The sequence below is a fragment of the Rhizobacter sp. SG703 genome (assembly GCF_012275445.1).
In the GTDB taxonomy this organism is placed as follows: domain Bacteria; phylum Pseudomonadota; class Gammaproteobacteria; order Burkholderiales; family Burkholderiaceae_C; genus Rhizobacter.
Window position 1 is genome coordinate 279,482 of the sequence record NZ_JAAZQK010000004.1, and the last position, 25,602, is coordinate 305,083.

The 25,602-nt window shown below is 72.1% G+C and carries 20 protein-coding genes and 1 pseudogene; 19 read left to right on the plus strand and 2 right to left on the minus strand.

The features are described from left to right. Positions 1-60 precede the first annotated feature (60 nt). From FHT26_RS09485 to FHT26_RS09540, 12 genes are all read left to right on the plus strand, one after another. Positions 61-933, plus strand: a complete 873-nt coding sequence (locus tag FHT26_RS09485; RefSeq protein ID WP_168559888.1) for a DUF6502 family protein — start codon at positions 61-63, stop codon at positions 931-933. Next, a complete protein-coding gene (locus FHT26_RS09490) occupies positions 930-2,114 on the plus strand; it encodes a DUF5666 domain-containing protein (protein ID WP_168559889.1) in 1,185 nt (394 codons plus the stop codon). The genes FHT26_RS09485 and FHT26_RS09490 overlap by 4 nt, the downstream gene beginning before the upstream one ends. A 144-nt stretch (positions 2,115-2,258) precedes the next feature. Then, the gene (locus FHT26_RS09495) at positions 2,259-2,945 is read left to right on the plus strand and encodes a heavy metal response regulator transcription factor (RefSeq protein ID WP_168559890.1); all 687 of its coding nucleotides are present in this window, start codon (positions 2,259-2,261) and stop codon (positions 2,943-2,945) included. Beyond that, a complete protein-coding gene (locus FHT26_RS09500) occupies positions 2,942-4,315 on the plus strand; it encodes a heavy metal sensor histidine kinase (RefSeq protein ID WP_168559891.1) in 1,374 nt (457 codons plus the stop codon). Before FHT26_RS09495 ends, FHT26_RS09500 begins: the two co-directional genes overlap by 4 nt. Before the next feature lie 89 nt (positions 4,316-4,404). After that, positions 4,405-4,743 (plus strand): DUF4148 domain-containing protein, encoded by a 339-nt coding sequence (locus FHT26_RS09505; RefSeq protein WP_168559892.1) that lies wholly within the window; start codon positions 4,405-4,407, stop codon positions 4,741-4,743. Between the two features lie 198 nt (positions 4,744-4,941). Then, a complete protein-coding gene (locus tag FHT26_RS09510) occupies positions 4,942-5,388 on the plus strand; it encodes a hypothetical protein (RefSeq protein WP_168559684.1) in 447 nt (148 codons plus the stop codon). 113 nt (positions 5,389-5,501) lie between these two features. Beyond that, positions 5,502-9,257 carry a DUF4132 domain-containing protein gene (locus FHT26_RS09515; protein WP_168559893.1) on the plus strand — a complete coding sequence of 1,252 codons (3,756 nt, stop codon included), beginning with the start codon at positions 5,502-5,504 and terminating at the stop codon, positions 9,255-9,257. Beyond that, complete coding sequence (locus FHT26_RS30475) at positions 9,254-12,241, plus strand: DUF4132 domain-containing protein (protein ID WP_168559894.1); 2,988 nt, start codon at positions 9,254-9,256, stop codon at positions 12,239-12,241. Before FHT26_RS09515 ends, FHT26_RS30475 begins: the two co-directional genes overlap by 4 nt. Beyond that, positions 12,238-13,329 carry an ATP-binding protein gene (locus tag FHT26_RS09525; RefSeq protein WP_168559895.1) on the plus strand — a complete coding sequence of 364 codons (1,092 nt, stop codon included), beginning with the start codon at positions 12,238-12,240 and terminating at the stop codon, positions 13,327-13,329. Before FHT26_RS30475 ends, FHT26_RS09525 begins: the two co-directional genes overlap by 4 nt. Further along, positions 13,329-15,824 carry a DUF5682 family protein gene (locus tag FHT26_RS09530; protein WP_168559896.1) on the plus strand — a complete coding sequence of 832 codons (2,496 nt, stop codon included), beginning with the start codon at positions 13,329-13,331 and terminating at the stop codon, positions 15,822-15,824. Before FHT26_RS09525 ends, FHT26_RS09530 begins: the two co-directional genes overlap by 1 nt. Beyond that, positions 15,821-16,966, plus strand: a complete 1,146-nt coding sequence (locus FHT26_RS09535) for a VWA domain-containing protein (RefSeq protein ID WP_168559897.1) — start codon at positions 15,821-15,823, stop codon at positions 16,964-16,966. The genes FHT26_RS09530 and FHT26_RS09535 overlap by 4 nt, the downstream gene beginning before the upstream one ends. Next, complete coding sequence (locus FHT26_RS09540; RefSeq protein ID WP_168559898.1) at positions 16,963-18,981, plus strand: YehQ family protein; 2,019 nt, start codon at positions 16,963-16,965, stop codon at positions 18,979-18,981. Before FHT26_RS09535 ends, FHT26_RS09540 begins: the two co-directional genes overlap by 4 nt. Here the strand turns inward: FHT26_RS09540 and FHT26_RS09545 are convergent. Beyond that, entirely contained in the window at positions 18,966-20,207 is a 1,242-nt protein-coding gene (locus tag FHT26_RS09545) for a serine hydrolase domain-containing protein (RefSeq protein ID WP_168559899.1), read from the minus strand. The two genes, FHT26_RS09540 and FHT26_RS09545, sit on opposite strands and share 16 nt — an antisense overlap. 249 nt (positions 20,208-20,456) lie before the next feature. Here FHT26_RS09545 and FHT26_RS09550 point away from each other — a divergent pair, with 249 nt between their 5' ends. The 3 genes from FHT26_RS09550 (at position 20,457) to FHT26_RS30325 (ending at position 21,994) form a co-directional block, all read left to right on the plus strand. Next, a complete protein-coding gene (locus FHT26_RS09550) occupies positions 20,457-21,170 on the plus strand; it encodes a hypothetical protein (RefSeq protein ID WP_168559900.1) in 714 nt (237 codons plus the stop codon). Between the two features lie 129 nt (positions 21,171-21,299). Continuing rightward, the gene (locus tag FHT26_RS09555) at positions 21,300-21,866 is read left to right on the plus strand and encodes a thioredoxin family protein (protein WP_168559901.1); all 567 of its coding nucleotides are present in this window, start codon (positions 21,300-21,302) and stop codon (positions 21,864-21,866) included. After that, positions 21,863-21,994: a hypothetical protein gene (locus tag FHT26_RS30325; RefSeq protein ID WP_282597157.1), complete on the plus strand. Its 132-nt coding sequence runs from the start codon at positions 21,863-21,865 to the stop codon at positions 21,992-21,994. The genes FHT26_RS09555 and FHT26_RS30325 overlap by 4 nt, the downstream gene beginning before the upstream one ends. Here FHT26_RS30325 and FHT26_RS09560 read toward each other — a convergent pair. Beyond that, on the minus strand, positions 21,958-22,698 hold the full coding sequence (locus FHT26_RS09560) for a response regulator (RefSeq protein ID WP_168559902.1): 741 nt from the start codon (positions 22,696-22,698) through the stop codon (positions 21,958-21,960). The two genes, FHT26_RS30325 and FHT26_RS09560, sit on opposite strands and share 37 nt — an antisense overlap. Positions 22,699-22,871: 173 nt before the next feature. On the opposite strand from FHT26_RS09560, the gene FHT26_RS09565 reads away from it, so the two are divergent. The 4 genes and pseudogenes from FHT26_RS09565 to FHT26_RS09580 all read left to right on the plus strand — a co-directional run. Beyond that, on the plus strand, positions 22,872-23,297 hold the full coding sequence (locus FHT26_RS09565) for an organic hydroperoxide resistance protein (RefSeq protein ID WP_168559903.1): 426 nt from the start codon (positions 22,872-22,874) through the stop codon (positions 23,295-23,297). 23 nt (positions 23,298-23,320) lie between these two features. Next, a complete protein-coding gene (locus tag FHT26_RS09570) occupies positions 23,321-23,920 on the plus strand; it encodes a 2-hydroxychromene-2-carboxylate isomerase (protein ID WP_168559904.1) in 600 nt (199 codons plus the stop codon). After that, positions 23,917-25,224, plus strand: a complete 1,308-nt coding sequence (locus FHT26_RS09575; RefSeq protein WP_168559905.1) for an ATP-binding protein — start codon at positions 23,917-23,919, stop codon at positions 25,222-25,224. The genes FHT26_RS09570 and FHT26_RS09575 overlap by 4 nt, the downstream gene beginning before the upstream one ends. Positions 25,225-25,273: 49 nt before the next feature. Then, positions 25,274-25,561: pseudogene (locus tag FHT26_RS09580) on the plus strand (cytochrome c biogenesis protein DipZ); the annotation flags it as partial. Between the last annotated feature and the right edge of the window lie 41 nt (positions 25,562-25,602).

Consider the following 25,602-nt stretch of genomic DNA (forward strand, 5'->3'; position numbering starts at 1 on the left):
GTCCCGGGCAACCCCGGATTGCGCAAGCATGATCAAATGTGTATGTTGCACATTGACCCGATGACCCCGCCCGACGACACCGAAACCGCCTTCCAGCAGGCGCTCGAGCGCCTGCTGCTGCCGCTGGCGCAGCTGTGCCTCGACCGCGGCCACGGCTTCCCGCTGCTGGCCGAGGCGATGAAGCGCGCGCTGGTCGCGGCGGCGCGCGAGGCGCATTCGGGTGCGCAGGCGAGCCGCGACATCAGCCGCATCAGCACCACCACCGGCCTGACGCGCCGCGAGGTGACGCGCATCACGCACACGCCGCAGGCGGAGGCGCCGGCGCGCAGCTCGCCGGCCACGCAGGTGTTCACCAAGTGGATGGGCAGCCGGCGCCTGCAGGACAAGGACGGCCACCCGAAGGCGCTGCCGCGCCAGGGCAAGGCGCCGAGCTTCGAGGAACTGGCGCGCTCGGTGACGCGCGACGTTCACCCGCGCAGCCTGCTCGAAGAGCTGTGCCGGCTCGGCCTCGCCAGCTTCGACCCGGTGACCGACACCGTGACGCTGGAGCGCGACTCCTTCGTGCCCAGCGCCGACCAGTCGCGGCTGCTCGGCTTCGTCGGCCACAACGTCGGCGACCACCTGTCGGCCGCGGTGGCCAACCTGGCGGCCGGCAGCGGCGGCGAGAAGCCGCCGCACTTCGAGCAGGCGGTATTCGCCGACGGCCTGTCGGCCGAGTCGGTCGCGCAGCTGCGCGGGCTGGTCACCGAGCAATGGCGCGGGTTGATGGCCGCGCTGGTGCCGCGGCTCACCGAGATGATCGACGCCGACGAGCGCGCGCACCAGGCCGGCGACCCGCCGCCGCGCCGCGTGCGCATCGGCCTGTACACCTTCCATGCCGAAGCGCCCGCGGCGGCGGCACCCTCTTCACCCGACGAGCCCGATCCATCGTGAACACCCGCCTACCGACCCGCCGCCGCCTGACCGCGGGGCTCCTGGCCGCCGCGCTGCTGATCACCCACCTGGCCGGCTGCGGCGGCGGTGTCGACAGCGGCGGCACCGGCATCATCGCGTCCGGCCCGATCAGCGGGCTCGGCTCGATCTTCGTCAACGACGTGCGCTTCGACGACGACAGCGCCGAGATCCGCGACGAGCAGGGCGCGCTGCTGACGAAAGACCAGCTGAAGCTCGGCATGACGGTGATCGTCGAGGGCGGCACGCTCGACACCAGTGCCGCGCAGGCCACCTCCACCGCGCAGGTGATCCGCGTCGTCAGCGACCTGGTCGGACCGGTCGGCATGGTGGACGCCGCCGCCGGCAGCTTCACCGTGCTCGGCCAGACGGTGATCGTCGGCGCGCGCACGCTGTTCGACGGCAGCCTGACCGGCGGCTTCAGCGCGCTGGTGCCCGGCATGACGGTGCAGGTGTATTCGCAGTACGACCCGCTGACGCGCCAGTACGCCGCGACGCGGGTCGAGCAGCTGCCCGATGCGACGTTCTTCAAGATCCGCGGCGTGGTCGCGGCGCGCGACCCGCAGGCGCCGAGCCTGACACTGGGCAGCGAGGTGATCGGCGTCGGCGGCGTGGCCGGCAGCGCGGTGCCGCCGGCGGACATCGGCGACTTCCTCAGCGTGCGGCTGCTCGCCGAGAACGGCCAGCTCGCCGCCACCTCGGTGCGCAGCGCCGACCTGATGCTCGGCGACCATCCGGTGGCGCGGGTCGAAGGCACGGTGACCGAGATCCTCAGTTCGCGCAGCTTCAAGGTGAACGGCATCGCGGTGGACGCCGCCACCGCGCACGTCGACGGCGACGAGGCCAAGGTCGTGCTGGGCGCGCGCGTCGGCGTGCTGGGCAGCACGCTGGCCGGCACGCTGGTGGCGGCGCGGGTGATCGTGCACGACGACAGCGTGCCGGCGATCGCCAGCTTCGCGCTGGTCGGTGCGGTGCAGGAGCTCGACGCGGCGGCGCGCAGCTTCCGCATCCGCAACACCCCGGTGGTGTTCGACGACGGCACCGCGTTCAGCGGCGGGGCGGCCGCCGACCTGGCGAACGGCCGGCTCGCCACCGTGACCGGCCTGCCGTCGCTCGACGGCACGCGGATCGTCGCGACGCAGGTCACCTTCGCCGCGCCCTGACCACCCTTCTTCCGTTCGCCCTGAGCTCGTCGAAGGACCTGAGCTTGTCGAAGGGTCGGGCTGAGCCTGTCGAAGCCCGCAGATGACGAATTTGTCATCTGCATGACAGCCGCCGGCCGGGAGAGCATCACTAAACTCCCGGGAATGCGCGTCCTGATCATCGAAGACGAACCGAAAACGGCCGACTACCTGCGCCGCGGGCTGACCGAGCAGGGCCACGTCGTCGATGTCGAACACAACGGCATCGACGGCCGCCATGCGGCGCTCGAAGGCCGGCACGACGTGATCGTGCTCGATGCGATGCTGCCCGGCATCGACGGCTTCGAGATCCTGCGCGACGTGCGCCGCGTGAAGCAGGTGGCGATCATCATGCTGACCGCCCGCGACGGCATCGAGGACCGGGTGCGCGGCCTGCAGGACGGCGCCGACGACTACCTGGTCAAGCCGTTCTCGTTCCTCGAACTCAGCGCGCGGCTGCATGCGCTCTCGCGCCGCAGCCGGCAGCAGGAGCCGACCACGATCACGATCGGCGACATGGTGCTCGACCTGCTGGGCCGCAAGGTGCAGCGCGGCGGCGACCGCATCGACCTGACCGCCAAGGAGTTCTCGCTGCTGACCACGCTCGCGCGCCGGCCGGGCCAGGTGCTGTCGCGCACCGAGATCTCCGAGCTGGTGTGGGACATCCACTTCGACAGCAACACCAACGTCGTCGAGGTCGCGGTGAAGCGGCTGCGCGCCAAGCTCGACGGCCCCTACCCGGTCAAGCTGCTGCACACGATGCGCGGCATGGGCTACGTGCTCGAGGCGCGCGACGCGGAGGGCTCGCCGTGACGCGCGGCCTGTCGGTGCGGCTCACGCTGATGTTCGCGGGCTGCGCCGCGGTGGTGTTCCTGGTCGGCGGCTGGGCGCTCTACCGCATGCTCAACGGCGGGATGATGGAGCAGGTGCGCGGCGAGATGCGGCTGCGCGCCGGCTGGGCCGAATCCATCGTGCAGCGCGTGCAGGACGAATCGCAGTGGCGGCTGTGGCTCACGCCGAAGTTCAACACCCTCGAGATGGAGCGCAGCGACGTGCGGCTGTGGGTCGTCAGCGACGTGCCGACCTTCCGCTACGGCCCGCGCCGCGCCGACATCGAGGCGCTGGCGATGGCCGGCGGCTACGGCGAGCTGGTCGAGCCCGGCCACCCGTGCAAGCTGCTGACCTGGACCCGCCACCTGCCGGCCGACGGCGACCGCCCCGCGGTGACGCTGGTGCTGGTCAAGGACCCGCTGCGTTTCCTGCAGACGCTGGAGGACTTCCGCTTCGCGCTGATCGGGCTGGGCCTGGCCGGCGTGCTGGCGGTGGGCTGCCTCGGCTACGTCATCGCCCGCGTCGGGCTGCGCCCGCTGGACCGGCTGAGCCGGCAGGCCCGGGCGCTCGACCCGAACCACCAGGAGCAGCGGCTGGTGCTGCAGCCGATGCCGGCCGAGCTGGACAACCTGACCGCGTCGTTCAACGGCGCGCTGGCGCGGCTGCAGACGGCCTACCAGCAGCTGGAGGCCTTCAACGCCGACGTCGCGCACGAGCTGCGCACGCCGCTCACCAACCTGATCGGCCAGACGCAGGTGATGCTGACGCGCGAGCGCAGTGCCGGCGAGCTGGAGGAGGTGCTGCGCTCCAACCTGGAGGAGATGGAGCGGCTGAAGGGCATCGTCAACGACATGCTGTTCCTCGCACGCGCCGACCAGGGCGCGGCCGCGTCGCGCCATGCCGACACCTCGATCGCCGACGAGGTGCACAAGGTGGCCGACTACCTCGACGCGCTGCTCGACGAACGCGGCGTGCGCATCCGCGTGCAGGGCGACGAACGCGGCTGCGTCGAGACGGCGCTGCTGCGGCGCGCGCTCGGCAACCTGCTGCAGAACGCGATCGAGCATTCGACGCCGGGCGACGAGATCGTCGTCGAGGTCGGGCGCCTGCTCGACGCACCCGAGCAGATCCGCGTGGCCGTCAGCAACCCCGGCGGCCCGATCGACGACCAGCACCTGACGCACCTGTTCGACCGCTTCTACCGCGTCGACAGCGCGCGCCGCAACCCGGGCGGCAACCACGGGCTGGGCCTCGCGATCGTCAAGGCGATCGCGCTGATGCACCGCGGCTCGGTGTTCGCGCGCTCGCAGTCCGGGCGCAACACCTTCGGTTTCACATTGACGGCCACCTGACAAAAACGTCATCTGCCGGACAGGGTCCTGAGCGGGTCCGCTTTCTACGATGCCTTCACTCCCAACCACTTCGTGAAAGGTACCGAACCATGAAAGCCACCCTCGCACTGAGCCTCGCCGCCCTCGGCTTCACCGTGCTGTCGCAGGCCGCGCACGCCGACACCGACACCGCGGCCGATCGGGCCTACGACAGCACGCCGTCGACGCTGACGCGCGCCGAAGTGCAGGCCGACCTGGCGCTGTGGCAGCGTGCCGGCCTGGAAGCCGCCGCCGGCCGCGAAAGCTTCGACCCGACGCGTCCCGACATCGCCAGCCGCCTGGCGCAGTACAAGCAATGGCGCAGCGGCTCCGAATACCGCACCGAGCTGGCACGCCTGCAGGACAAGGCGATGACGGCGCAAGCTCCGTCGTCGCGCACGGCGAACTGAGCGGGTCCGCCGTTCAAGCCGCCAGCTTCGCCGACCGGCAGGCCGAGGCCAGCGCGACCAGATCCGGGTTGCGCTGGCCTCGCTCGCAGATGGAGGGCTGACCCGAGCGGGAAGACGCATCCAAGCGTTACACCTCGCCAGTCAACACACCGGCCGCCGGATCCGTTGGATGCCCCATCAACGACTCCGGATGCGCCCATGCGTCACGTCCTGCGAACCCTGCCGCGGCTTGCCGCCGCGGCCTGCCTGGCCTTGGCCCTCACCGCCTGCGGTGGCGGTGGCGACGACGGCAGCGTCACCTTCGACATCGGCATCATCGTCGCCGGGCAACCACTCAGCAGCGGGCATGTGCACTCCGGCTCGTCGCAGAGCATCTCGGTGTATGCAGGCGACTCGCTGCAGCTCGATGCCAGCGAGCCGGTCGTGTGGTCGCTGCAGGTCGCAGGCACCTCGGTGAGCGGCAGCGGCAGCACCGTGTACTACGGCGGCATCGGTGTCACCATCGACACCCTCAGCGCGTCGCGCATCCTGGTCGACACCTTCGACACCAGCGCCTTCAGCACGCCGGTCGCGCTGACCTTCACCGCGACCTCCACCTACGACGCGGCCGTGGTGGCCACGGTCACGGTGTTCGTCTACTACTGAAACGACGCCGCAGCGTCTTCGTGCAGAACCAGCCCGACACCGAACCCCGCCGCCGACACAGGTCGCCGATATAGTTGCCCGCTGGTTGCGACCATCACGGGAGGACATCGGGCATGCGGCGATTCGAGCTGGTCGAGGGCACATCGAGCAAGTTCTGGGAAGTGGCCGTGGCCGAAGGCGACGTGACGGTGCGCTTCGGCCGCATCGGCACCCAGGGCCAGACCAAGACCAAGTCGTTCGCGAGCGCCGCGGCAGCGCAGACCGAGCATGACGCGCTGGTGAAGGAGAAGACCGGCAAGGGCTACCGCGAGATCGGCGTGGCCGCCGGTGCGACGCTGGCGGCGGTCGCGGCGCCGGTCGCAGCGACTGCGGCACCGAAGGCCGCGGTGGCGGCGACATCCACCATCGCCTCGCCAGGACCCGCATCGAAGGCGACAGCCACGCCCACGGCCCCGCAGCCTGCTGCCGCCAGCACGGACGCCACGCCGATCAAATGGCCGAGCGCCGGCTTCGAGTGGAACGATGGCCTGCGCAGCGACGTGCCGGTGGTGCGCGGCATCCATGCGCCGACGCCGATCGACGGTCACCTGCTGCTGGCCTCGCCCTTCACCGTCTACGAGACCCAGTACTCCCACGGCCATCAGCAGCTGGCCGACCTCGCCACGCAGCTGAACCGCACCTGGTCGCCGTGGACGGCCGCCACCTTCGCGCAGAAGACGTCGGCCGCGCACCTCGCGCAGGCCGATCCGGAGGCTTGGCTGGAGCTGTGCGCGCAGAGCCTGCACGCGAACATCCTGCACCAGGGGGACCACTACGGCAACCACGGCCTGCGCTGGACCACCTGCGTCGGCATCGCGCTGCACGGCATGCCGTTCATGGTCGAGATCGCGCTCGACCTGGCGCGCGGCGTGCAGCCTCACGATTACACGCTCAGTCGCGTCGTCGACTCGCAGTTCCAGGCGCTGCGCAACGCCATCGCCGCGGCCGACGAGGCCGCACACGATGCGGTCATCGCCATGCTGGAGCGCCAGGCCGGCTCGACGCCGCTCGATCGCCTGCTGCGCGCGGTGCTGTGCCCGCACCGCACCGACTGGGCCCTTGCCGCACTGGCCGACGGCCCGTCGGTCGACTGGCCCTTCCTGCGCGACTGCGTCATGCCAGCCGATGCGATGCGGCAGTACCTGAAACAGTCGGCGCTGCATTACTACACGGTGCAAGGCGCCCTGCTGCTGCAGATCCACCTGCACGGCGCCGGCGCCTTCGAGCTGCTCGCCGACCTGCTGCGCCGTGCCGACGATCGCGAGAACAGCGAGAAATTCACCGCGCTGGTGCTGCGCATGCGCCTGCCGCAGAGCATCGCGCTGCTGACCGAGCTGATCGAGCGCAAGGAGGCCCGCGCCGCGCTCGACAAGCTGTCCGAGCGCTACCCCGCCGCCACGCTGCAATCCGTGATCAGCCATGCGCTCGCCACGCGCTCGCGGCTGGCCGAAGGCTGGGCGGTGCGGCTCGCGCTGCGCGAACCCGCTGCGCTGGCACAAGCCCTTCCGACGCTGGCCGACGGCGAACGCGAGCGCTTCCAGGCGCTGCTCGATGCATTGCAAAGCGCGGAGGCCACGCCCGAGCAACTCCCGCCGCTGCTGCGCGAGCCGCCGTGGCTGCGCAAGGCGCGCGCCGCCGACCTGCCGACGCTCGACATCGCGGCCCGTGCGACGCCCGACCGCATCGAGTGGACGCCCGAGACCCGCGCACGCCATGCCGCCCATGCGATCCACCCGGGCTACCTGAAGCAGACGCCGAGCCCGATGGCGTATGCGTTCGACCGGATGCAGGTCACGCCCGACGGCCAGGTCCGCGTGATGGCGGGCCAGCCGCTGCGGCCCGACGACGTCAAGGTCACCGCGACCTATTTCTACGGCCACACACCGGAGGCCGTGCTGCTGTTCCCCGAGCCCGCCGCACTGGCACTGTGGAACAGCTACCCGTCGAAGCACTGGTATTCGTACCACGACACCAGCGCGCCGATCCGCGCCATCCTCGCGCGCCATGGCGAGGCCGCGTTGCCGGGCTTCGTCGGCTATGTGCAGTCGTACCCCGAGGCCGGGCTGGCGATCGCGATCGACGTCGACAGCGCGCAGATCGTGCCGATCGCGCTGCATGCGCTGCGCAACCTGAAGAAGGCCAAGGCGCAGGCCATCGCCTGGCTGCGCGCGCATGGCGACACCGCACTGGCGCAGGCGCTGCCGCTCGCCTTCGGCACCGACCGCACGCTGCGCGAGAACGCGCAGTTCGGGCTGCGCTGGCTGGTGGCCAACGGCTTCCAGCCACGCGCCGGCGAGATCGCCGAATCGTATGGCGCCCCGATGCAGCAGGCGCTGCAGGCCCTGCTCGACGCCGACCCGCTGCTGGTGCTGCCGGCGCGCATGCCGAAGCTGCCGGTGTTCTTCGTCGCGCCGGCACTGCGCCGCCCGCTGCTGCGCGACGGCGGCGAGGCCTTGCCGACCAGCGCGATCGAGCACCTCGGCTCGATGCTCGCGATCAGCACGCTCGAAGCGCCCTACCCCGGCCTCACGGTCGTCAAGGAACTGTGCACGCCGGCCTCGCTGGCCGAGTTCGCCTGGGACCTGTTCGAAGCCTGGATCGCCGCCGGCGCGCCGAGCAAGGAAGGCTGGGCCTTCGCCGCGCTCGGCCTGCTGGGCGACGACGAGACCGCGCGGCGGCTCGCGCCGCGCATCCGCGAATGGCCCGGCGAATCGGCGCACCAGCGCGCGGTCACCGGCCTGGACCTGCTGGCCGCGATCGGCAGCGACGTGGCCTTGATGCACCTGAACGGCATCGCCGGCAAGGTCAAGTTCAAGGCCCTGCAGGACCGCGCGAAGGAGAAGATCGCCGCGGTGGCAGAAGCCCGCGGCTTCAGCGCCGCCGAGCTGGCCGACCGGCTGGTGCCCGACCTGGGTCTGGACGAGCACGGCGCGCTGGAACTCGATTTCGGGCCGCGCCGCTTCTTCGTCGGCTTCGACGAAACGCTGAAGCCGTTCGTGAAGGACGCGCAGGGCGTGCGCCTGAAAGACCTGCCGAAGCCGGTCAAGAGCGACGACCCGGCGCTCGCCGACGACGCCACCGACCGCTACAAGCAGTTGAAGAAGGACGCCAAGGCGATCGCCAGCCTGCAGGTGACGCGGCTGGAGATGAGCATGGTCGAGCGCCGCCGCTGGACGGCGGCCGACTTCACGCTGTTCTTCCTCGAGCACCCGCTGATGCGCCACCTGGCGGCGCGCGTGGTGTGGGGGGTGTATGACGGCTCGCCGGGCACGCTCGCCAGCGCCTTCCGCGTCGCCGAGGACTGGACGCTCGCCGACGGCGACGACGTGCAGACCACGCTGCCCGCCGATGCGAACGTCGGCATCGTCCACGTGCTGGAGATGCCGACCGCGCTGCAGGCGGCGTTCGGCCAGGTGTTCGCCGACTACGAGATCCTGCAGCCGTTCAAGCAGCTCGGCCGCGAGACCTACCGCCTCGCGCCCGACGAGCTGCAGGCCACCGAGCTGCAGCGCTTCGCGCAGAAGACGGTGGCCACCGGCAGCGTGATGGGCCTGGTCAACCGCGGCTGGGAGCGCGGCGATGCGCAGGACGGCGGCTGGGTCGGCTGGTTCACGAAGCGCGTCGGCGGCGGGCTGGAGGTCCAGCTCGAACTCGACCCCGGCACCGTGATCGGCGACCTGAGCTACGAGCCGAAGCAGCGCATCCCGAAGATCGTGCTGCGCGAGGCCGGCACCTGGGCCCAGCAAGGCCATGTGAGGTTCGAGCGGCTCGACCCGATCGTCGCGAGCGAGGTGCTGCGCGATGCCGACCTGCTGGCGCCGCTGCCGTGAAGAAGGCATCGCTCACCCTGGTGTGGCCCGAAGGTGGCTTCCAGTGGACGCCGGAGTGGCTGGCGCTGCTGCCGGTGATGCGCGGCGTGCACCTGCCGTCGCCCGCGCCGTCGGGTCCGCAGGACCCCGCCCTCGCACTGGAAGCGGCCCTGGGGGGAGCCCTGCCCCAGGCCTACGCGGACTGGTTCGCACGGTTCCAGCCGTTGCGAGACACGGTCGCCTGCGCCGACGAGCGCGGGTACGAGGCTGCGCTCGCGGTGGCGCAGCGCGGAAGGACGGGTTCTTCGCCGGCCGCCCGCGCCTGCGCCTTCGTCTTCGCGCACCTCGGCGAGTGGACGGCCGAGTGGCGGGCCGCGCAGGCCAGGGAACCTTACGGGCATGCGGTGCTGGGCTGGTCCGCGATGCAACCGGCCGATTTCCTGGCGCATGCTGCGGCGCACCCGTGGCTCGACCACGCGACGCTGACGAAGGGCGTGCTGCTGCAGTTGAAGCTGCACGGCGAGGCGGCGCTGGAAGTGCTGGCGTGGTTCATCCGCACGCGCCTGGCCTCGCGCGACCCGAAGCTCGGCACGCAGGCGCTGAAGCTCGCGGCGCAGATGCGGGTGCCCGGCCTGCTGCCGCTGCTGGCGGCGCAGTCGGACCACAAGAAGGTGCGCGACACGCTGGAAAAGCTCGCGAAGACCCATCCGGTGGCCGTGCTGTCCACGGTGATCCGCCAGGCGATGGCCGGACGCAGCCGGGCCGCCGAGACCTGGGCCTTGCGGCTGGCGCACGAGTGGCCGCAGGCCCTGCCGGTGGCGCTCGAGGCGCTGGAGCCCGCGTTGCGCAGCCGCTTCGAGGGCGTGGTGGCGGCGCTGAATCCGGTCGAAGCACCGGCCGAGGCCGTGCCGCCGATCCTGCGCGAGCCGCCGTGGCTGCGCACCGATCGGCCGGGGCAGTTGCCGGTGCTGGAGGTCGCGGCCATCGCGACGCCCGATGCGCTGGCGTGGCCACCGGAGCTGCTGGCGCGCCTGCAGGCCATGCCGCCCCGCCCGGCGCCCGACCCGGTCGACGAGCTGGCGCAGTGGAACAGCCTACCGCCCGAGCACTGGACCTTCAGTCCGTGGAACCTCGACGCCCAGCAGTTGCTGGCCCGGCTCGGCGTGGCGGCCATTCCCGGCATGGTCGCGGTGCTGTCCACGCACCTCGGAAAGTGGCCGGCCGTCGCGCTGCTGATGGACACGCCGCTGCTGGCGCCGCGCATGGCGAAGCTGCTGCGGCAATCGCGCATGCACCGCGCCGGCGCCATCGACTGGATCGCGAAGTTCCCCCGCACCGCGATGCTGCAGGCGCTGCCGGCGGCCTTCTCGGCGCAGCACAGCGCGGAGCGCGACGACGCGCGCCACCTGTTGCGCTGGCTGGCCGGACAGGCCGGGCCAGGCGGGCGCACTGCCTTGCTCGACGCCGCCGGCGCCTACGGCGACGAGATGATCCGGGCCGCGACTGCGCTGCTCGACACCGACCCGCTGGACGTGCTGCCGGGCGAGATGCCACCGCTGCCGGCCTTCTGCGACGTGGCGACGATGCGCCGCCCGCAGCTGCACGCCAGCGGCGCGCTGGGCACGGCGGCCACCGGGCACCTGGTGCGGATGCTGATGATCGGCCAGCCCGATGCGCCCTACCCCGGCGTCGCGCTCGTGCAGGCCGCGTGCACGCCGGCGAGCCTGGCCGAGTTCGCGTGGGACCTGTATGAAGCCTGGGCCGGCGCCGGCGCGCCGTCGAAGGACGGCTGGGCCTTCCGCACGCTGGGCCTGCTCGGCAACGACGAGACGGCGCGCCGCCTGATCCCGCGCATCAACGACTGGGCCGGCGCGCCCGGCACCCGCGGCCGCGCCGAATCCGCGCTCGACCTGCTGGCCGCGATCGGCACCGACGTGGCGCTGATGCTGCTGAACACGCAGGCCACCAAGGGCCGGCACAAGCGCGTGCAGCTGCGCGCCGCCGCGATGATCTCGGCGGTGGCCGACGCGCGCGGGCTCACGCTCGACGAACTCGGCGACCGGCTCGCGCCGACGCTCGGCCTCGACGAACCGGAGGCGGCCGTCTTCGATTTCGGCCCGCGCCGATTCACGCTCAGCTTCGACGAAAGCCTGAAGCCCGTCGTGCGCGACGCGCGCGGGCAGCGCCTGAAAGACCTGCCGAAGCCACTGAAAAGCGACGATGCCGCGCTCGCCGGCCCGGCGGCCGATCGCTTCAAGCAGCTGAAGAAGGACGTCCGCTCGATCGCCAGCCTGGAGATCACGCGGCTGGAGCGTGCGATGCGCAACCGCCGGCGCTGGCCGCTGCCCGAGTTCCGGCGCTTCTTCCTGGCCCACCCGCTGATGCGCCACCTCGCGACGCGCCTGGCCTGGGCCACCTACGACGGTGGCACGCTCGCGCAGCCCTTCCGCGTAGCCGAGGACTGGACGCTCGCGGATGCCGCGGACGAAGCGCTGGTGCTGCCCGAGGACGCGCAGGTCGGCATCCTGCACGTGCTCGAACTCGACGCGCCCGCGAAAGCGCAGCTCGGCCAGTTGTTCGGCGACTACGAGATCCTGCAGCCGTTCAGGCAACTGCAGCGCGAGACCTACGCGCTGACGCCGCACGAGCAGCAGCAGCCCACGGTCAAGCGCTTCGAGAACCGCGACGTCGCGACCGGCGCGGTGATCGGCCTCGACCAGAAAGGCTGGCAGCGCGGCGGCGCCGAAGACGGCGGCATGGTCCGCGAGTATTCGCGCGACGCGCCGGGCGGCCTGCGCGTGACGCTGCGCTTCAGCCCCGGCATCTTCGTCGCCGGCGGCATGATGGAGCCGCGCCAGTCGCTCGAGTGGCTCACGCTCGCGCGCCATTCGGCCGAAGGCAGCGTCGACGCGGTATCGTTCGACGCACTCGACCCGGTGTCGGCCAGCGAGATGCTGCGCGACATCGACCTGCTGAACCCCGCACTCTCGCAGCCCTCGCCATGACCGAACGCACCGACGCCCTCCGCAGCCAGCGCCCGCCGGCCGAGCTGCTCTACGCCGACGAACTGGCCCAGCTCGCGAAGCACGACAGCGGCCCGGTGCCGCCCGGCTGGCGCCTGTCGATGAAGGCCGTGATGCGCTTCATCGGCGGCGCGCCGGGCATCTGCCGCAAGATCGTCTGCGCGCCCAGCCTGCTCGAGCGCGCGATGGTCACGCTGGCGTCGAACCGCGCGCTGCTGCTGGTCGGCGAGCCCGGCACCGCGAAGAGCCTGCTGTCGGAACTGCTCGCGGCGGCCATCGGCGGCACCAGCACGCTGACCATCCAGGGCAGTGCCGCCACCACCGAAGACCAGATCAAGTACGGCTGGAACTACGCGCTGCTGCTCAACGAAGGCCCGAGCCTGCGCGCGCTGGTGCCGTCGCCGCTGTATCGCGCGCTGCGCGACGGCCGCATCGTGCGCTTCGAAGAGATCACCCGCTGCCCGCCGGAGGTGCAGGACAGCTTGCTGTCGATCCTCTCCGAGCGGCTGCTGATGGTGCCGGAACTGGCCGACGACAACGCGGTGTTCGCCGCGCCCGGCTTCAACCTGATCGCCACCGCCAACACCCGCGACCGCGGCGTCAACGAGATGTCGGCCGCGCTGAAGCGGCGCTTCGCGTTCGAGACGGTGTTCCCGATCGCCGACTACGACGAGGAGCTCGCGCTGGTGCGCTCCGAGCTCGCGCGGCTGCTGGCGCACGACCAGCTGGCGGTGCAGCCGTCGGACGACGTGCTGGAGGTGCTGGTCACCACCTTCCGCGAGCTGCGCACCGGGCTCGACCAGGACGGCAACGCCGGCGAGCGGCTGTCGACCGTCGTCAGCACCGCCGAGGCGGTCAGCGTCGCCCATGCGGTCGCCCTGCGCGGGCATTACCTGCGCGGCGACGCCGGCCAGCCGGCCGACATCGTCGAAGCGCTGGCCGGTGCGGCCGCGAAGGACAACGCCGACGACCTGAAGAAGATCCGCCGCTACATCGAGCAGCGGGCCAGCCGCCGCAAGGGCGAGCACTGGCAGGCGTTCCACGCGGCGCGGCACCTGCTGCCGCAATGATGCCCAGCGGCCGCGTCCGCGTGGTCGGCGTGCGCCACCACAGCCCCGCCTGCGCGCGGCTGGTGGCGCAGGTCATCGCGCAAGAGCGGCCGCAGGCGGTGCTGATCGAAGGCCCGAGCGATTTCAACCCGCGCCTCGGCGAGCTGCTGCTCGACCACCAGCTGCCGCTCGCGCTGTACAGCTATGCCAACGAGGACGGGCAGGCGGCGCAATGCTGGTTCCCGCTGCTCGACCACTCGCCGGAATGGGTGGCGCTGCGCGAAGGCCGCGCGGTGGGCGCGGCGCTGCGCTTCATGGACCTGCCGCACTGGCGCTACCGCGCGCTGCCGGATGCGCAGCGCCGCACCGCCGCGCAGCGCAACGCGCGGCCGCGCTACGCGCAGGTGGTCGAGCACCTGTGCCGCCGCTTCGGCTGCGACGGCGACGATGCGCTGTGGGACCACCTGTTCGAATCGCAGCCGGCCGACGCGGCGCCGGACGAGCTGTCGCGCCGGCTCGACCTGTACTTCGACGAGCTGCGCGGCGACGAAGCCGGCACCCCGCAGGACCAGGCGCGCGAGGCCCACATGGCGCAGTGGATCGCGTGGGCGGCCTCGAGCTTCGAGCGCGTGCTGGTGGTGTGCGGCGGCTGGCACAAGCCGGCGCTGGAAAAACTCCCGTTCGCCCTGAGCTCGTCGAAGGGCCGGCACAAACGACCCGTTCGGACTGAGCCTGTCGAAGGCCTGCGCGCTTCGACACCCCTCCTTCGACACGGGCCTTCGACAAGCTCAGTCCCTGCTCAGGGCGAACGGAAAGGCGAACGGGCGGAGGAGCCCGACGTTCCACAACCCGCCGACGAACGCGCCGCCGGCTGCTACCTGGTGCCGTACGAATTCCGCCAGGTCGACGCGCTCGGTGGCTATGCCGCCGGGCTGCCGTCGCCGATGTACTACCAGTGGCTGTGGCAGCACGGCCCGCGCCCGGCCGGCGACCGCGCGGTCGCGGCGATGGTGTCGCGGCTGCGCCGGGCCCAGGTGCCGCTGTCGACCGCCGACCTGCTGGCTTTCGAGCGCAGCGCCGCCGCGCTGGCCGCGTTGCGCGGGCACCCGGTGCCGCTGCGCACCGACCTGCTCGACGCGCTGCAATCGGCCGTCGTCAAGGAAGCGCTGGAGGCCCCGGCGCCGTGGAGCAACGACCGCCGCCTCGGCGCGCAGCATCACCCAGTGCTGCGCGAGGCGCTGCTCGCGCTGACCGGCGACGGTGCAGGCCGCCTGCACGGCGACACGCCGCTGCCGCCCTTGCTGCACGACGTGCACCAGCGGCTGGCTGCGCTCGACCTGCAGATCGAACGCACGCCGCAGAAGCTGGTGCTCGACCGCCGCCGCGCCGACGACGCGCCCCGCGCCCACCTGCTGTGGCAACTGCGCTGCCTGCAGATCGGCGGCGTGCAACTGGTCGAGACGAAGGCGCCGCGCGCCGCGCGCGGCCTGGCCCGCGAGCTGGCCTTCGAGGAGCACTGGCGGCTGCAGCAGACCGAGCGCTGGCACCCCGACCTGATCGAGGCCGCGGTGCATGGCGCCACGCTCGAATCCGCGGCACGCCAGGCCTTGCTGCGCCGGGTGGCCGACGCGCACGGCGATGCCGCGGTGCTGACGCAGTGCCTGATGCAGGCCATCCGTGCCGGCCTGCTCGACATGGGCCAGGAGCTCGCGCAGCAACTGCGCCACGGCATCGGCGCGAGCCATGACCACGGGGCGCTCGCGCGCGCTGCGCAATCGCTGGCCGCGATCGTCGAGGCCGGCTTCTGGGGCGACGACCCGCGCGACCTGCTCGAAGACACGCTGGCGCTGATGGCCGGGCAGCTGTTGTGGCTGCTCGAAGGCCGCGACGGCGCCGGCAGCCCGCAGCAACTCGAGGCCGACGTGCGCGCGGCCGCGGTGTTCGACACGCTGCTGCGGCTGCACCTGCCCGCGCTCGATGGCGGCTTCGTGCGGCAGACGATGGCCCGCCTCGCGCGCAGCAGCTCGAAACCGCCGGCATTGCGCGGCGCGGCGCTCGGCGTCGCGTTCCAGCATGAGGCGCTGGCCGGTGCCGCCGGCGACGCGCAGGCCGCGCGCGACGAGGTCATCGCGATCACCCGCGCAATGCCGCCGCGCGATGCGCTCGGCGATTTCCTCTACGGCCTGTTCTCGTGCGCGCGGGCGCTGGCGAGCGAGGGCGACGGCATCGTGCGTGCGATCCACGCGGCACTCGACGGCATGGGCGTCGAGGACTTCCTGGTCGCGCTGCCGGCACTGCGCGCGGCGCTCGGCTGGTTTCCGCCGCGCGAGCGCGGCGCGCTGGCGGCCCATGTCGCGCGGCTGCTCGGCCTCGATGCCGGCCAGCGGCAGCGGCTGCTGAAGCTGCACGACGGCACCGAGGCGCTGCTCGATGCGCGCCGCGTCGAAGCGCAGGCGCTGGCCTGGGCGCAACAGATCGGCCTGCTGCACGATCCGCAGCCGACCACCCCGCCATGACGAAGCCGCTGCCCGAACTCGACGCCGCCGAGCGCTGGCGCCTGCTGCTCGGCGAGGCTGCCGACGCGAGCCTCGGCGCGGCCGGCGGCCCCGCGGCGGCGATGGACCGCTCGCTCGCCTGGCTGTACGGCCGCGACGACCCGTCGCAAGGCGGCCGCCATCCCGACGACGCGCTCGACCGCCACGGCGGCAGCGAGGCCTCGCAGCTGACGGTGCCGGAGTGGATCAACGGCATCCACGAGCTGTTCCCGAAGGAGACGATCGAGCGGCTGGAGCGCGACGCGATCGAGCGCTACGGCATCGACGAGGTGGTGACCAACCTCGACGTGCTGGAACGCGCGACGCCGAACCCGGCGCTGCTGCAGGCGGTGCTGCGCACCAGGCACCTGATGAACCCGCAGGTGCTGGCGATGGCGCGCCGGCTGGTCGAGAAGGTGGTGCGCGAACTGGTCGAGAAGCTCGCGAAAGAGGTGCAGCGCGCCTTCAGCGGCGCGCGCAAGCCGCAGCAGCTCAGCCTGCAGGGCGCCGCCCACCAGTTCGCCGCGCGCGAGACGCTGCGGCGCAACCTGCGCCACTACGACGTGCAGCGCGGGCGGCTGGTGATCCAGCGGCCGCTGTTCCACGTCAACACGCGGCGCGTGCTCGAGCCCTGGCAGGTGTTCCTGCTGGTCGACCAGAGCGGCAGCATGCTGAACTCGGTGATCCATTCGGCGGTGACGGCCGCCTGCCTGTGGGGTCTGCCCGGCGTGAAGACGCACCTGGTCGCGTTCGACACCGAGGTGGTCGACCTGAGCGACAGCGTCACCGACCCGGTCGAGGTGCTGATGGGGGTGCAGCTCGGCGGCGGCACCTTCATCGGCAAGGCGGTGGGCTATGCGGCCGAGCGCATCAGCGTGCCGCGGCGCGCGATCGTGGTCATCGTCAGCGACTTCTACGAAGGCATGCCGGAGCACGTGCTGATCGGCCACGTGCGCGCGCTGGTGGCGCAGGGCAGCACGGTGCTCGGGCTGGCCGCGCTCGACGAACGCGCCGACCCGGTCTACGACAAGGAGCTCGCCGGCCGGCTGGTCGAGGCCGGCGCGCAGGTCGGCGCGATGACGCCGGGGCAGCTGGCCGCGTGGCTGGCGGAGAAGCTGAAGTGAGCGCGGCGGGCGCGGTCGTCCGCGACGACCTGCTGCACCTGTCTCCCGAGGCGCTGTCGCATGCGGCGAATGCCGGCATCGTGAAGCGCGCAGTGCGCGAGCTGGCCGGCGGCTACCGGCCACGGCTGTCGGTCGATGCACACGGGCTGCTGGAAGCGGCGTTCGACGACGGCGTGGCCTGCCGCTGGCCGGCCGGCGTGGCGATCCAGGATGCGCGCTGCAGCTGCAACGCGGCCGGCGTGTGCCGGCACCGCGTGATCGCCGCGCTGGCCTACCGCGAATCGGCGTCCGGGCCCGCGGCCGAACCGCTGCCGGCCGCGGCGCCGGTGGCGGACGCCGATGACGCCGCGCTCGCGCGCGTCGTGCCGGCCGCGTTGCTGGCCGAGGCCGCGGCGCTGCGCGAGGCCGGCATCGGCATCGAGCTGCGGCAGCGCGCCGGCGGCGAGCCCTGCGACACCGCGCGGCTGCCGAGCGCCACCGTGCGCTACTGGGGCGGTGCCGCGCTCGAGGCCGCGCGCTGCGACTGCGTGCGCGCGGCGGCCTGCGAGCACGTGGCGCTCGGCGTGTGGGCGTTCCGCGCCGCGCGCGCGCAGGACGCGGCGGCCACGCAGCTGACGGTGCGCCTCGGGTCGGCCGGGCGGGCACAGGCGGTCGACCGCGCGCCCTTCGAGCGGCTGGTGGAAGCCATCGTGCGGCACGGCGCGGCGCAAGGCGGCGAGGCCCTGATGCAGGACCTGTCGTCGGCACGCATCGCCGCGGCGGACGCGGCCTGGCTCGCGCTGCTGCTCGGCGACCTGGAGACCTGGAGCGAGGGCTACGCGAAGCGCGCCGCACTGTACGACGCCGTGCAAGGCGTGGACCTGCTGGCCGAGCTGGGCCTGCGCCTGGCCGCCGGCGGCCTGCCCGGCCATGCCGCCGCGGTGCTCGGCATCGGCCAGGCCGGCGAGACCGCGCTCGACCGGGTGCGCCTGATGTGCCTGGGCGCGCGCACGCAGCGCGACGGCGAGGCACGCCGCACGACGCTGGTGATGGGCGACATCGACACCGGCACGCGCCTGGTGCTGGCGCATGCGTGGCAGGTGCCCGAGGCGCGGCGGGCCGACGAGGCGGCGATCCGCGCCGCCGAACGGCTCGCACCCGGCGTGCTGCTGGAGGCGCTGGCGCGCGGGCAGTTGCTGGCACGGCAGGCCGCGCGCCGGCCGGACGGCAGCGTGCGGCTGGCACGGGCGCGCAGCGCGCAGAACAGCGTGCTGCCGCAATCGGCCGACTGGTCGCAGCTCGGCGCGCCGGTGCGTTTCGACAGCGTGGCCGCGCTGCGTGCCGAGCAGCTCGCGCATCCGACGGCGGCGCTGCAGCCGCGGCACGCGGCGCGGCGCTTCATCGTGTTCAGCCCGGCGGAGGTCGAACCACCCGCCTACGACGCCACCGCGCAGAGCGTGGTGACGGTGCTGCGCGATGCGCAGGGCGCGCCGCTGCTGCTGCAGCGTTCCCACGAGCGCCATGCGCCGCATGCGCTGGATGCGCTGGCCGCCGCGGCCAGCGGCCGGCACGGCGCGTTGCGCCACGTGGCGGGCGTGCTGAGCTGGCAGCACGGGATGCCGAGCCTGGAACCGTGGGCGCTGGGCTGCGAGGGCATCGTGCTGGTGCCCGACTTCGCCGCGGCGAGCGGCGCGCTGGGCGCGTTGCCGCTGGGCATCGCGCAGCCGGCGGGCAGCGACCCCTGCACGCAGCAGCTCGAAGCGCTGCGCCAGCACCTGGCGACGCTGCTGCACCACGGCCTGGCGCGCCTGCCGCGCGGGTGGGCCGGCGAATCGGCACCGCTGGCGCGCCGGCTCGAGGCCGCCGGGCTGCGCGCGTTGTCGCAACGGCTGCAGGCACTGGCCGCCGACGTGGCCGCGGCGCAGGCCCATCCGGCGGGCGCGCGGTTGGCGCCCGGGCTGCTGGAACTGCTGGCGCTGCGCCAGCTGCATGAAGACGCGGCGCTGCTCGACCGCGGCGACTACCAGTCCCCGTAAGCGGCGACGATGCCGCGCAGCAGCGCGTCGCGCTCGGCGCCGAGGTGGTTGCCGCTGGCGTCGCCCGAGGCGTCCTTGCCGACCGCGGTGTGCACGACCACCAGGTTCAGCGCCGGGTCGACGAAGATCGCCTGGCCGTACACGCCCAGCAGCATGAAGCGACGTTGCCGGCCCGGCAGCAGCCAGGTCTGGAAGCCGTAGCCGAAGTAGTTGCTGCCGTGGTGCTGCATCTGCCCGGGCCGGAAGGCCTCGGGCTGGCGCGCGGCGTCGGTCATGTCGAGCAGGTGCTCGCGCGACACCACCGCGACGCCGCTCACCCGGCCATCGGCGGCCATCATCATTCCGAGGCGCGCGTAGTCGTGCAGCGTGGCATTGAAGCCCCCCTGCGCGAGCTCGACCTGGTCGGCCGGGTTCAGCAGCCAGCTCGCCGCCGCCTGCGCGCCGATCGGCTTCCACAGGCGTTCGCCGACGTAGTCGCACAGCGTGCGGCCGGTCGCGCCGCGCAGCACCAGGCCCAGCACCTCGGTCTGCGCGCCGGCGTAGTTGAAGCGCTGGCCCGGCGGGTCGCTGCGCTCGGCGACCTCGCGCACCGCCTGCGCGGTGCCGGCGCGGCGCGCGGTGGCATTGAAGCGCGCGCGGTCGTCGTTCGGCGTGTAGTCCTCGACGTAGCGCGCGCCGGACGCCATGCGCAGCAGGTCGACCAGCCGCGTGCCGCCATACAGCGTGCCCTTCAGCGCGGGCGCGTAGGCCTCGGCCGGGTCGTCGAGCGACTTCACCAGGCCGTCTTCCAGCGCCTTCATCACCGCCAGCGCGGTGATCGTCTTCGCCATCGAGTTCGACAGCATCCGCATGGCCGGCGTGCGGCCGTAGTTGTAGCGCTCGGCGACGATCGCGCCGTCCTTGACGACCAGCAGGCCGGTCGCGCGCTGGTGCTGCATGTAGTCGTCCAGCGTCCACCGGCGGCCCTGGTAGCGGTAGCCGAACGCCGTCTCGGCCGGCGCGGCCTTCAGCGCGACCGGCGCCTCGGCCGGCGCCAGCGTGCACGACGGGTTGAAGCTGTCCATCGCGCTGAACGAGCCGACGATGAAGGGCTCCTGATAGGCCTGCCGCAATGTGCGCGCCGCCGGGTAGCCGGCGGCCTGGCCGAGCGCGGCCTCGTCGGGTGCCGCGACGGCGACGAACGGGGCGAGCAGCAGCAACAGCAAAGGCAGGGGATGAAGGCGCATCGGCCGATTGTGCCGATGCGCAGCCACGCCGTAACGCTTCTTTACGCCGATGTCGTGTCAACGCATGTCTTGCGTGTTAGTTCAATTACGCAACTAACAAGACACCACCCAACCTGAGCCGTCGTGCCGATCCGCGGATCGGCACGGGATGGGCGGAGCCTTGCCCTGCGAACCGAACGAAAGGAGTCACCCACCCGAGAGATTGCATCGCGCGCATCACCCTCCCCCACAACTCTCCTTAATACCATCATGAAACTATCACGCACCCCCATCGGCCTGTTGATCGCCGGACTCTGCTCGACGCTTGCGGCCTGCGGCGGCGACGTCGGTGGCAACACGCCGCCCGCGGTCGACCCGCCGGTCGAGACGCCGGCCGACGTCAAAGCCTGCTTCACGGTCAAGCCCGGCCTGCGCTACACGATCTCCGATCCGGACAGGACCTACGTCGCGAAGTCGGTCTTCTACACGCAGGAGAAGTTCGACGGTGCCGTCCATCCGGTGCAGATCGAGTACTTCGACGTCGAAGGCACCTCGCGCGCCGCGGCGCTGTACTTCTCGGTCGAGGCCGACGGCGTGCGCTTCTGGGGCGACTACGACTACACGCCGCCCGACGGCGTGCAGGCCACGAAGTCGGTCTACACCGGCTTCCTGGTGCCGAACACGCTGGCCCCGACGCAGACGGTGACGATCAAGTACATCGACAACAACTACTTCACGAACGGCAACGTCACGGCCGACGCCGAACAGGAGACCTGGACCTTCGAAGGCCACGAGACGCTGGCGATGGCCGGCCGCAGCTTCCCGGGCGCCTGCCGCTTCAAGATCGTCAACGACGCCCAGCCGACCGCCTGGACGACCGTGATGTGGGTCGCGCCGGGATACGGGCCGATCCAGTACAAGTTCATCGATGTCGACGGCACCGTCAGGGGCGTGCGCAACCTCGCCAGCGTGACCGAACCCTGAGCGCCGCGCGGTCATTGCCGTGAAACGTAATGTGTCGGGGCGCCGGGCCGACACACAGGTTGACGAACCCACCGCGATGGTGGCGGTGCGCGACCCAGAATCCGCGCACCGCCACGCCGCACCACCGCCATGAACCTCCGATCCAACGCCCTCCTCGCCGCCGCGGCCCTCGCCGCGACGGTGGCCCTCGTCACGCTGACTGCGCCACCGGCCAGCGGCAGCCCGGCCGCCACCCACGCGGTGGCGGCGCCCGACTTCCAGGGCATCGCCAGCTGGCAGAACTCGCCGCCGCTGAAGATCGACGCGCTGCGCGGCAAGGTGGTGCTGGTCGACTTCTGGACCTACACCTGCAGCAACTGCCTGAACCAGCTGCCGCACGTGAAGGAATGGCACGAGAAGTTCAAGGACCAGGGGCTGGTCGTGATCGGCGTGCACACGCCGGAATTCGCGTTCGAGAAGTCGACGCCCAACGTGCAGGAGGCGATCCGCAAGCTGCAGATCCGGCATGCCGTCGCGCAGGACAACGACTACGCCACCTGGCGGGCGTACGGCAACCAGTACTGGCCGGCGCTGTACCTGATCGACAAGCAGGGCCGCATCGTCTACACGCACTTCGGCGAAGGCCGCTATGGCGAGACCGAAGCCAGGATCAAGACACTGCTGGCCGAGTCACCGACACCGGCACCGGCGCCATGAGCCGGTGGTGGTTCGCGTTGCTGTTCGTGGCCGGCGGTCTCTCGCACGAGATCCGCCAGCCGGTCGGCTGCCATTGCATCTCGGTGCGTCGTCAGTCGCGCGACTCGACGCCCGACGCGAAGACGTAGCCTTCGCTGCGCACCGTCTTGATGTAGCGCGGCTCGCGTGCATCGTCGCGCAGCCGCTGGCGCAGCCGGCTCACCAGCAGGTCGATCGAGCGCTCGAACAGCTCGGCCTCGCGCCCCTGCGTCAGGCTCAGCAGCTGGTCGCGGCTCAGCACCCGCTGCGGGTGGTCGAGGAACACCCGCAGCAGCCGGTATTCGGCGCCGCTCAGCGCCACCATCACGCCCTGCGCGTCGAGCAGGTGGCGCGCCACGGTGTCGACCTCCCAGTCGCCGAACGCCAGCCGGTGCGAGGCCTCGGCCACCCGCATGTTGGGCGGCAGCATGCGGGTGCGGCGCAGCACCGCGCGCATCCGCGCCAGCAGCTCGCGGGCGGCGAACGGCTTGGCCAGGTAGTCGTCGGCGCCCATCTCGAGCCCGAGGATGCGGTCGGCCTCTTCGTTGCGCGCGGTCAGCATCACGATCGGCGTCGCCTTGTGCTTGCCGCTGCGCAGGTCGCGGCACAGCGTCAGCCCGTCTTCGCCGGGCAGCATCAGGTCGAGCACGATCAGGTCGAACGGGCCCTGCTCCTCGAGCGCCGCGCGCATGTGCCGGCCGGTCGGCACGGCGACCACCCGCAGGCCGTTCTTGACCAGGTAGGTGGTCAGCAGTTCGCGGATTTCCCGATCGTCGTCGACGATCAGCACGTGGTCGCTGGGCTTGGCTTGCATGGCCGTGACTGTAGTGCCGGCGGGGCGCCTCCGCAGCGGCTTTGTATGGCAGTGTGTCCGGCCGCACGGCGCCTACACGCGAATGCAAATCCGGGGGGTGGCCGACACACCGGGGATACAGCGGGCCGTTGCAATACAGGCTCGCTTCAACCACCCCTCTCGAAGGATTCGCCATGCTGCAGAAGATCGACAACGTGCTGTACACCGCCGCCACCCACACCACCGGAGGCCGCGACGGCGCGGGCCGCTCCAGCGACGGCGCGCTCGACGTGCAGCTGAGCCCGCCCGGCTCCGGCAAGCCCGGCACCAACCCCGAGCAGCTGTTCGGCGTCGGCTACTCGGCCTGCTTCATGGGCGCGATGCAGATCGCGGCCCGTCAGCTGGACATCAAGTTTCCGGCCGACACCGCGATCGACGCCCGCGTGTCGCTAGGCAAGACCGCCGGCGACGCGAGCTACGCGCTGGGTGTCACACTGTCGATCAGCCTGCCCGGCCTCGACGCCGACGTGAAGCGCCGCCTCGTCGATGCGGCGCACCAGACCTGCCCGTACTCGCATGCGACGCGCGGCAACATCGAGGTCGATTTCCTGATCGCCTGACACCGCCGCCACCGGACACCGCCATGAGCCACGTCATCGACTACTACTTCGCGCCGGTGAGCCCGTGGGCCTACCTCGGCCACGCGCGCTTCGGCGCGATCGCGCGAGCCGCCGGCGCCACCGTGCGCGTGCGGCCGGTGCACATCAACGCGGTCTTCGCGGTGTCGGGCGGGCTGCCGCTCGCGCGGCGGCCCGCCCAGCGCCAGGCCTACCGGCTGGTCGAGCTGCAGCGCTTCTCGCGCCACCTGGGCGTGCCGATGAACCTGAACCCACGCCATTTCCCGGTGCCGCCGGAACTGGCCGCGAAGCTGATCGTCGCGGTCGCGCTGCACGACGGCGACGAGGCCGCGATGCGGCTGGCCGGCGCAGTCTTCGCGGCGGTGTGGACGCAGGAGCGCGACATCTCGAAACCCGCCGTGCTGTCGCAGCTGCTGGACGAGTGCGGCCTGAACGCCGACCGCAGCGTGCTGGCGCAACAGCAGCCGGTCGACGCGCAGCTCGACGAGAACACCCGGCTCGCGATCGAGGCCCAGGTGTTCGGCTCGCCGAGCTACGTGCTGAACGGCGAGATCTTCTGGGGCCAGGACCGCCTCGACTTCCTGCGCGAGGCGCTCGCGGCATGAAGCTCTCCCGGCCCGCACTGCCGCGCTCGCTGTTCGCGCGCGTCACGCTGATCATCGTGCTCGGCCTGGCGATCGCGCAGGGGCTGACCTTCGTGCTGATCCGCTACGAGCGCGGCATGGCGCTGCGCGAGCTGATGATGCTCGGCATCGAGCGCGACATCGCGAGCTCGATCGCGATCCTCGACCGCCTGCCCGCGGCCGAGCGCGACGGCTGGCTTGCGCGGCTGGAGCGCCGCAATTACCGCTTCTCGCTCGGCGGCAGCGTGGACGGACCGGCCCCCGAGGCGCCGATGCTGCGGCAGTTCGCGACGGCGATCGTCGACGCGATGAAGCCGTTCGAGACGGTGCGCGTGGTGCAGGTGCCGGAACCGGTCGGCGGGCTGCAGATCCAGGTGCGCCTGTCCGACGCCAGCATGGTGATCGTGCATGCGCGCCGTGTCGACATGCCGGTGTCGGACTGGGTCAACTGGGTGCTGGCCGCGCAGCTGGCGGTGCTGGCGAGTTGCGCGTGGATCGCGGTGCGGCTGCTGACGCGGCCGCTGGCCGAACTGGCCGCCGCGGCGGACGAGCTGGGCCCCGACCTGAAGGGCCGCACGCTGCCCGAGCAGGGCCCGAGCGAGGTCGCGCACGCGGCACGGGCCTTCAACGCGATGCAGCAGCGCATTGCCGGCTACGCGGCCGAGCGGGTCGAGATACTGGCCGCGATCTCGCATGACCTGCAGACGCCGATCACCCGCATGCGGCTGCGCACCGATCTGATGGACGACGGCCCCGACCGCGACAAGATCCGCCAGGACCTGGACGCGATGAACCTGCTGGTGCGCGAAGGCGTGACCTATGCGCGCACGCTGCACGGCGCGACCGAGGCGCCGTGCCGCATCGACGCCGACGCGCTGTTCGAGAGCCTGGTCGCCGACTACGAAGACGCCGGCGAGCGGGTGGCGCTGGAAGGCCGCGCCGGCGCACCGATCGTGTCGCGGCCGAACGCGCTGCGCCGCATCCTGATGAACCTGGTCGACAACGCGTTGTCGTTCGGCAGCGAGGTCGGCCTGCGGGTGCAGACCGACGGCACGCGGCTGACGCTGTCGGTGCTCGACGACGGACCGGGCATTCCCGACGACCAGCTGGAAGCGGTGCTGAAGCCGTTCTACCGCCTCGAAGGCTCGCGCAACCGCAGCACCGGCGGCACCGGGCTGGGGCTGGCGATCGCGCACCAGCTGGCGATCGCGATGGGCGCGCAGCTGAGCCTGCACAACCGCAGCGCCGGCGGGCTGGAAGCCCGGCTGGTGCTGCCGCTGGGCTGATCCCGATTCCTTGATGACGTTGACCTCGACGGAGCGACCGCCATGCCGGGTCGTCACGCTGAACGAGGCCGGACGCTGGGCGGCGATCTTGCTGCTCGCGGTGTTCGGATCGACGCTGCTGCGGCCGGGGCTGGCGGATCGGCTGAGCCGGCCGGTGGTGGCGCTCGGCACGAAGTTGAAGCGCTCGCTGCACGCGGGTGAATGGCTGCGGCGAGCGGCGGGTGTCGCGGTGCTGGCGGGCGTCGGCGCGATCGCCGCCGGGTTGGACACCGGCGTGCCGAGCCGGTTGTCGCCGGCGGGGACGACCGGGTGGGAGCAGGCGCTGGTGGACAAGGTCCACCGGCCCGCACACTGAGCCGGCGAGCGCATCGCCGGCAC

Coding starts and splice junctions, on each gene's coding strand:
- FHT26_RS09525 (WP_168559895.1), top strand. CDS start 12,238: ATGACCGAACGCACCGACGCCCTCCGCAGCCAGCGCCCGCCGGCCGAG.
- FHT26_RS09505 (WP_168559892.1), top strand. CDS start 4,405: ATGAAAGCCACCCTCGCACTGAGCCTCGCCGCCCTCGGCTTCACCGTG.
- FHT26_RS09485 (WP_168559888.1), top strand. CDS start 61: ATGACCCCGCCCGACGACACCGAAACCGCCTTCCAGCAGGCGCTCGAG.
- FHT26_RS09545 (WP_168559899.1), bottom strand. CDS start 20,207: ATGCGCCTTCATCCCCTGCCTTTGCTGTTGCTGCTGCTCGCCCCGTTC.
- FHT26_RS09565 (WP_168559903.1), top strand. CDS start 22,872: ATGCTGCAGAAGATCGACAACGTGCTGTACACCGCCGCCACCCACACC.
- FHT26_RS09560 (WP_168559902.1), bottom strand. CDS start 22,698: ATGCAAGCCAAGCCCAGCGACCACGTGCTGATCGTCGACGACGATCGG.
- FHT26_RS09530 (WP_168559896.1), top strand. CDS start 13,329: ATGCCCAGCGGCCGCGTCCGCGTGGTCGGCGTGCGCCACCACAGCCCC.
- FHT26_RS09575 (WP_168559905.1), top strand. CDS start 23,917: ATGAAGCTCTCCCGGCCCGCACTGCCGCGCTCGCTGTTCGCGCGCGTC.
- FHT26_RS09570 (WP_168559904.1), top strand. CDS start 23,321: ATGAGCCACGTCATCGACTACTACTTCGCGCCGGTGAGCCCGTGGGCC.
- FHT26_RS09515 (WP_168559893.1), top strand. CDS start 5,502: ATGCGGCGATTCGAGCTGGTCGAGGGCACATCGAGCAAGTTCTGGGAA.
- FHT26_RS09555 (WP_168559901.1), top strand. CDS start 21,300: ATGAACCTCCGATCCAACGCCCTCCTCGCCGCCGCGGCCCTCGCCGCG.
- FHT26_RS09535 (WP_168559897.1), top strand. CDS start 15,821: ATGACGAAGCCGCTGCCCGAACTCGACGCCGCCGAGCGCTGGCGCCTG.
- FHT26_RS30325 (WP_282597157.1), top strand. CDS start 21,863: ATGAGCCGGTGGTGGTTCGCGTTGCTGTTCGTGGCCGGCGGTCTCTCG.
- FHT26_RS09510 (WP_168559684.1), top strand. CDS start 4,942: ATGCGTCACGTCCTGCGAACCCTGCCGCGGCTTGCCGCCGCGGCCTGC.
- FHT26_RS09495 (WP_168559890.1), top strand. CDS start 2,259: ATGCGCGTCCTGATCATCGAAGACGAACCGAAAACGGCCGACTACCTG.
- FHT26_RS09550 (WP_168559900.1), top strand. CDS start 20,457: ATGAAACTATCACGCACCCCCATCGGCCTGTTGATCGCCGGACTCTGC.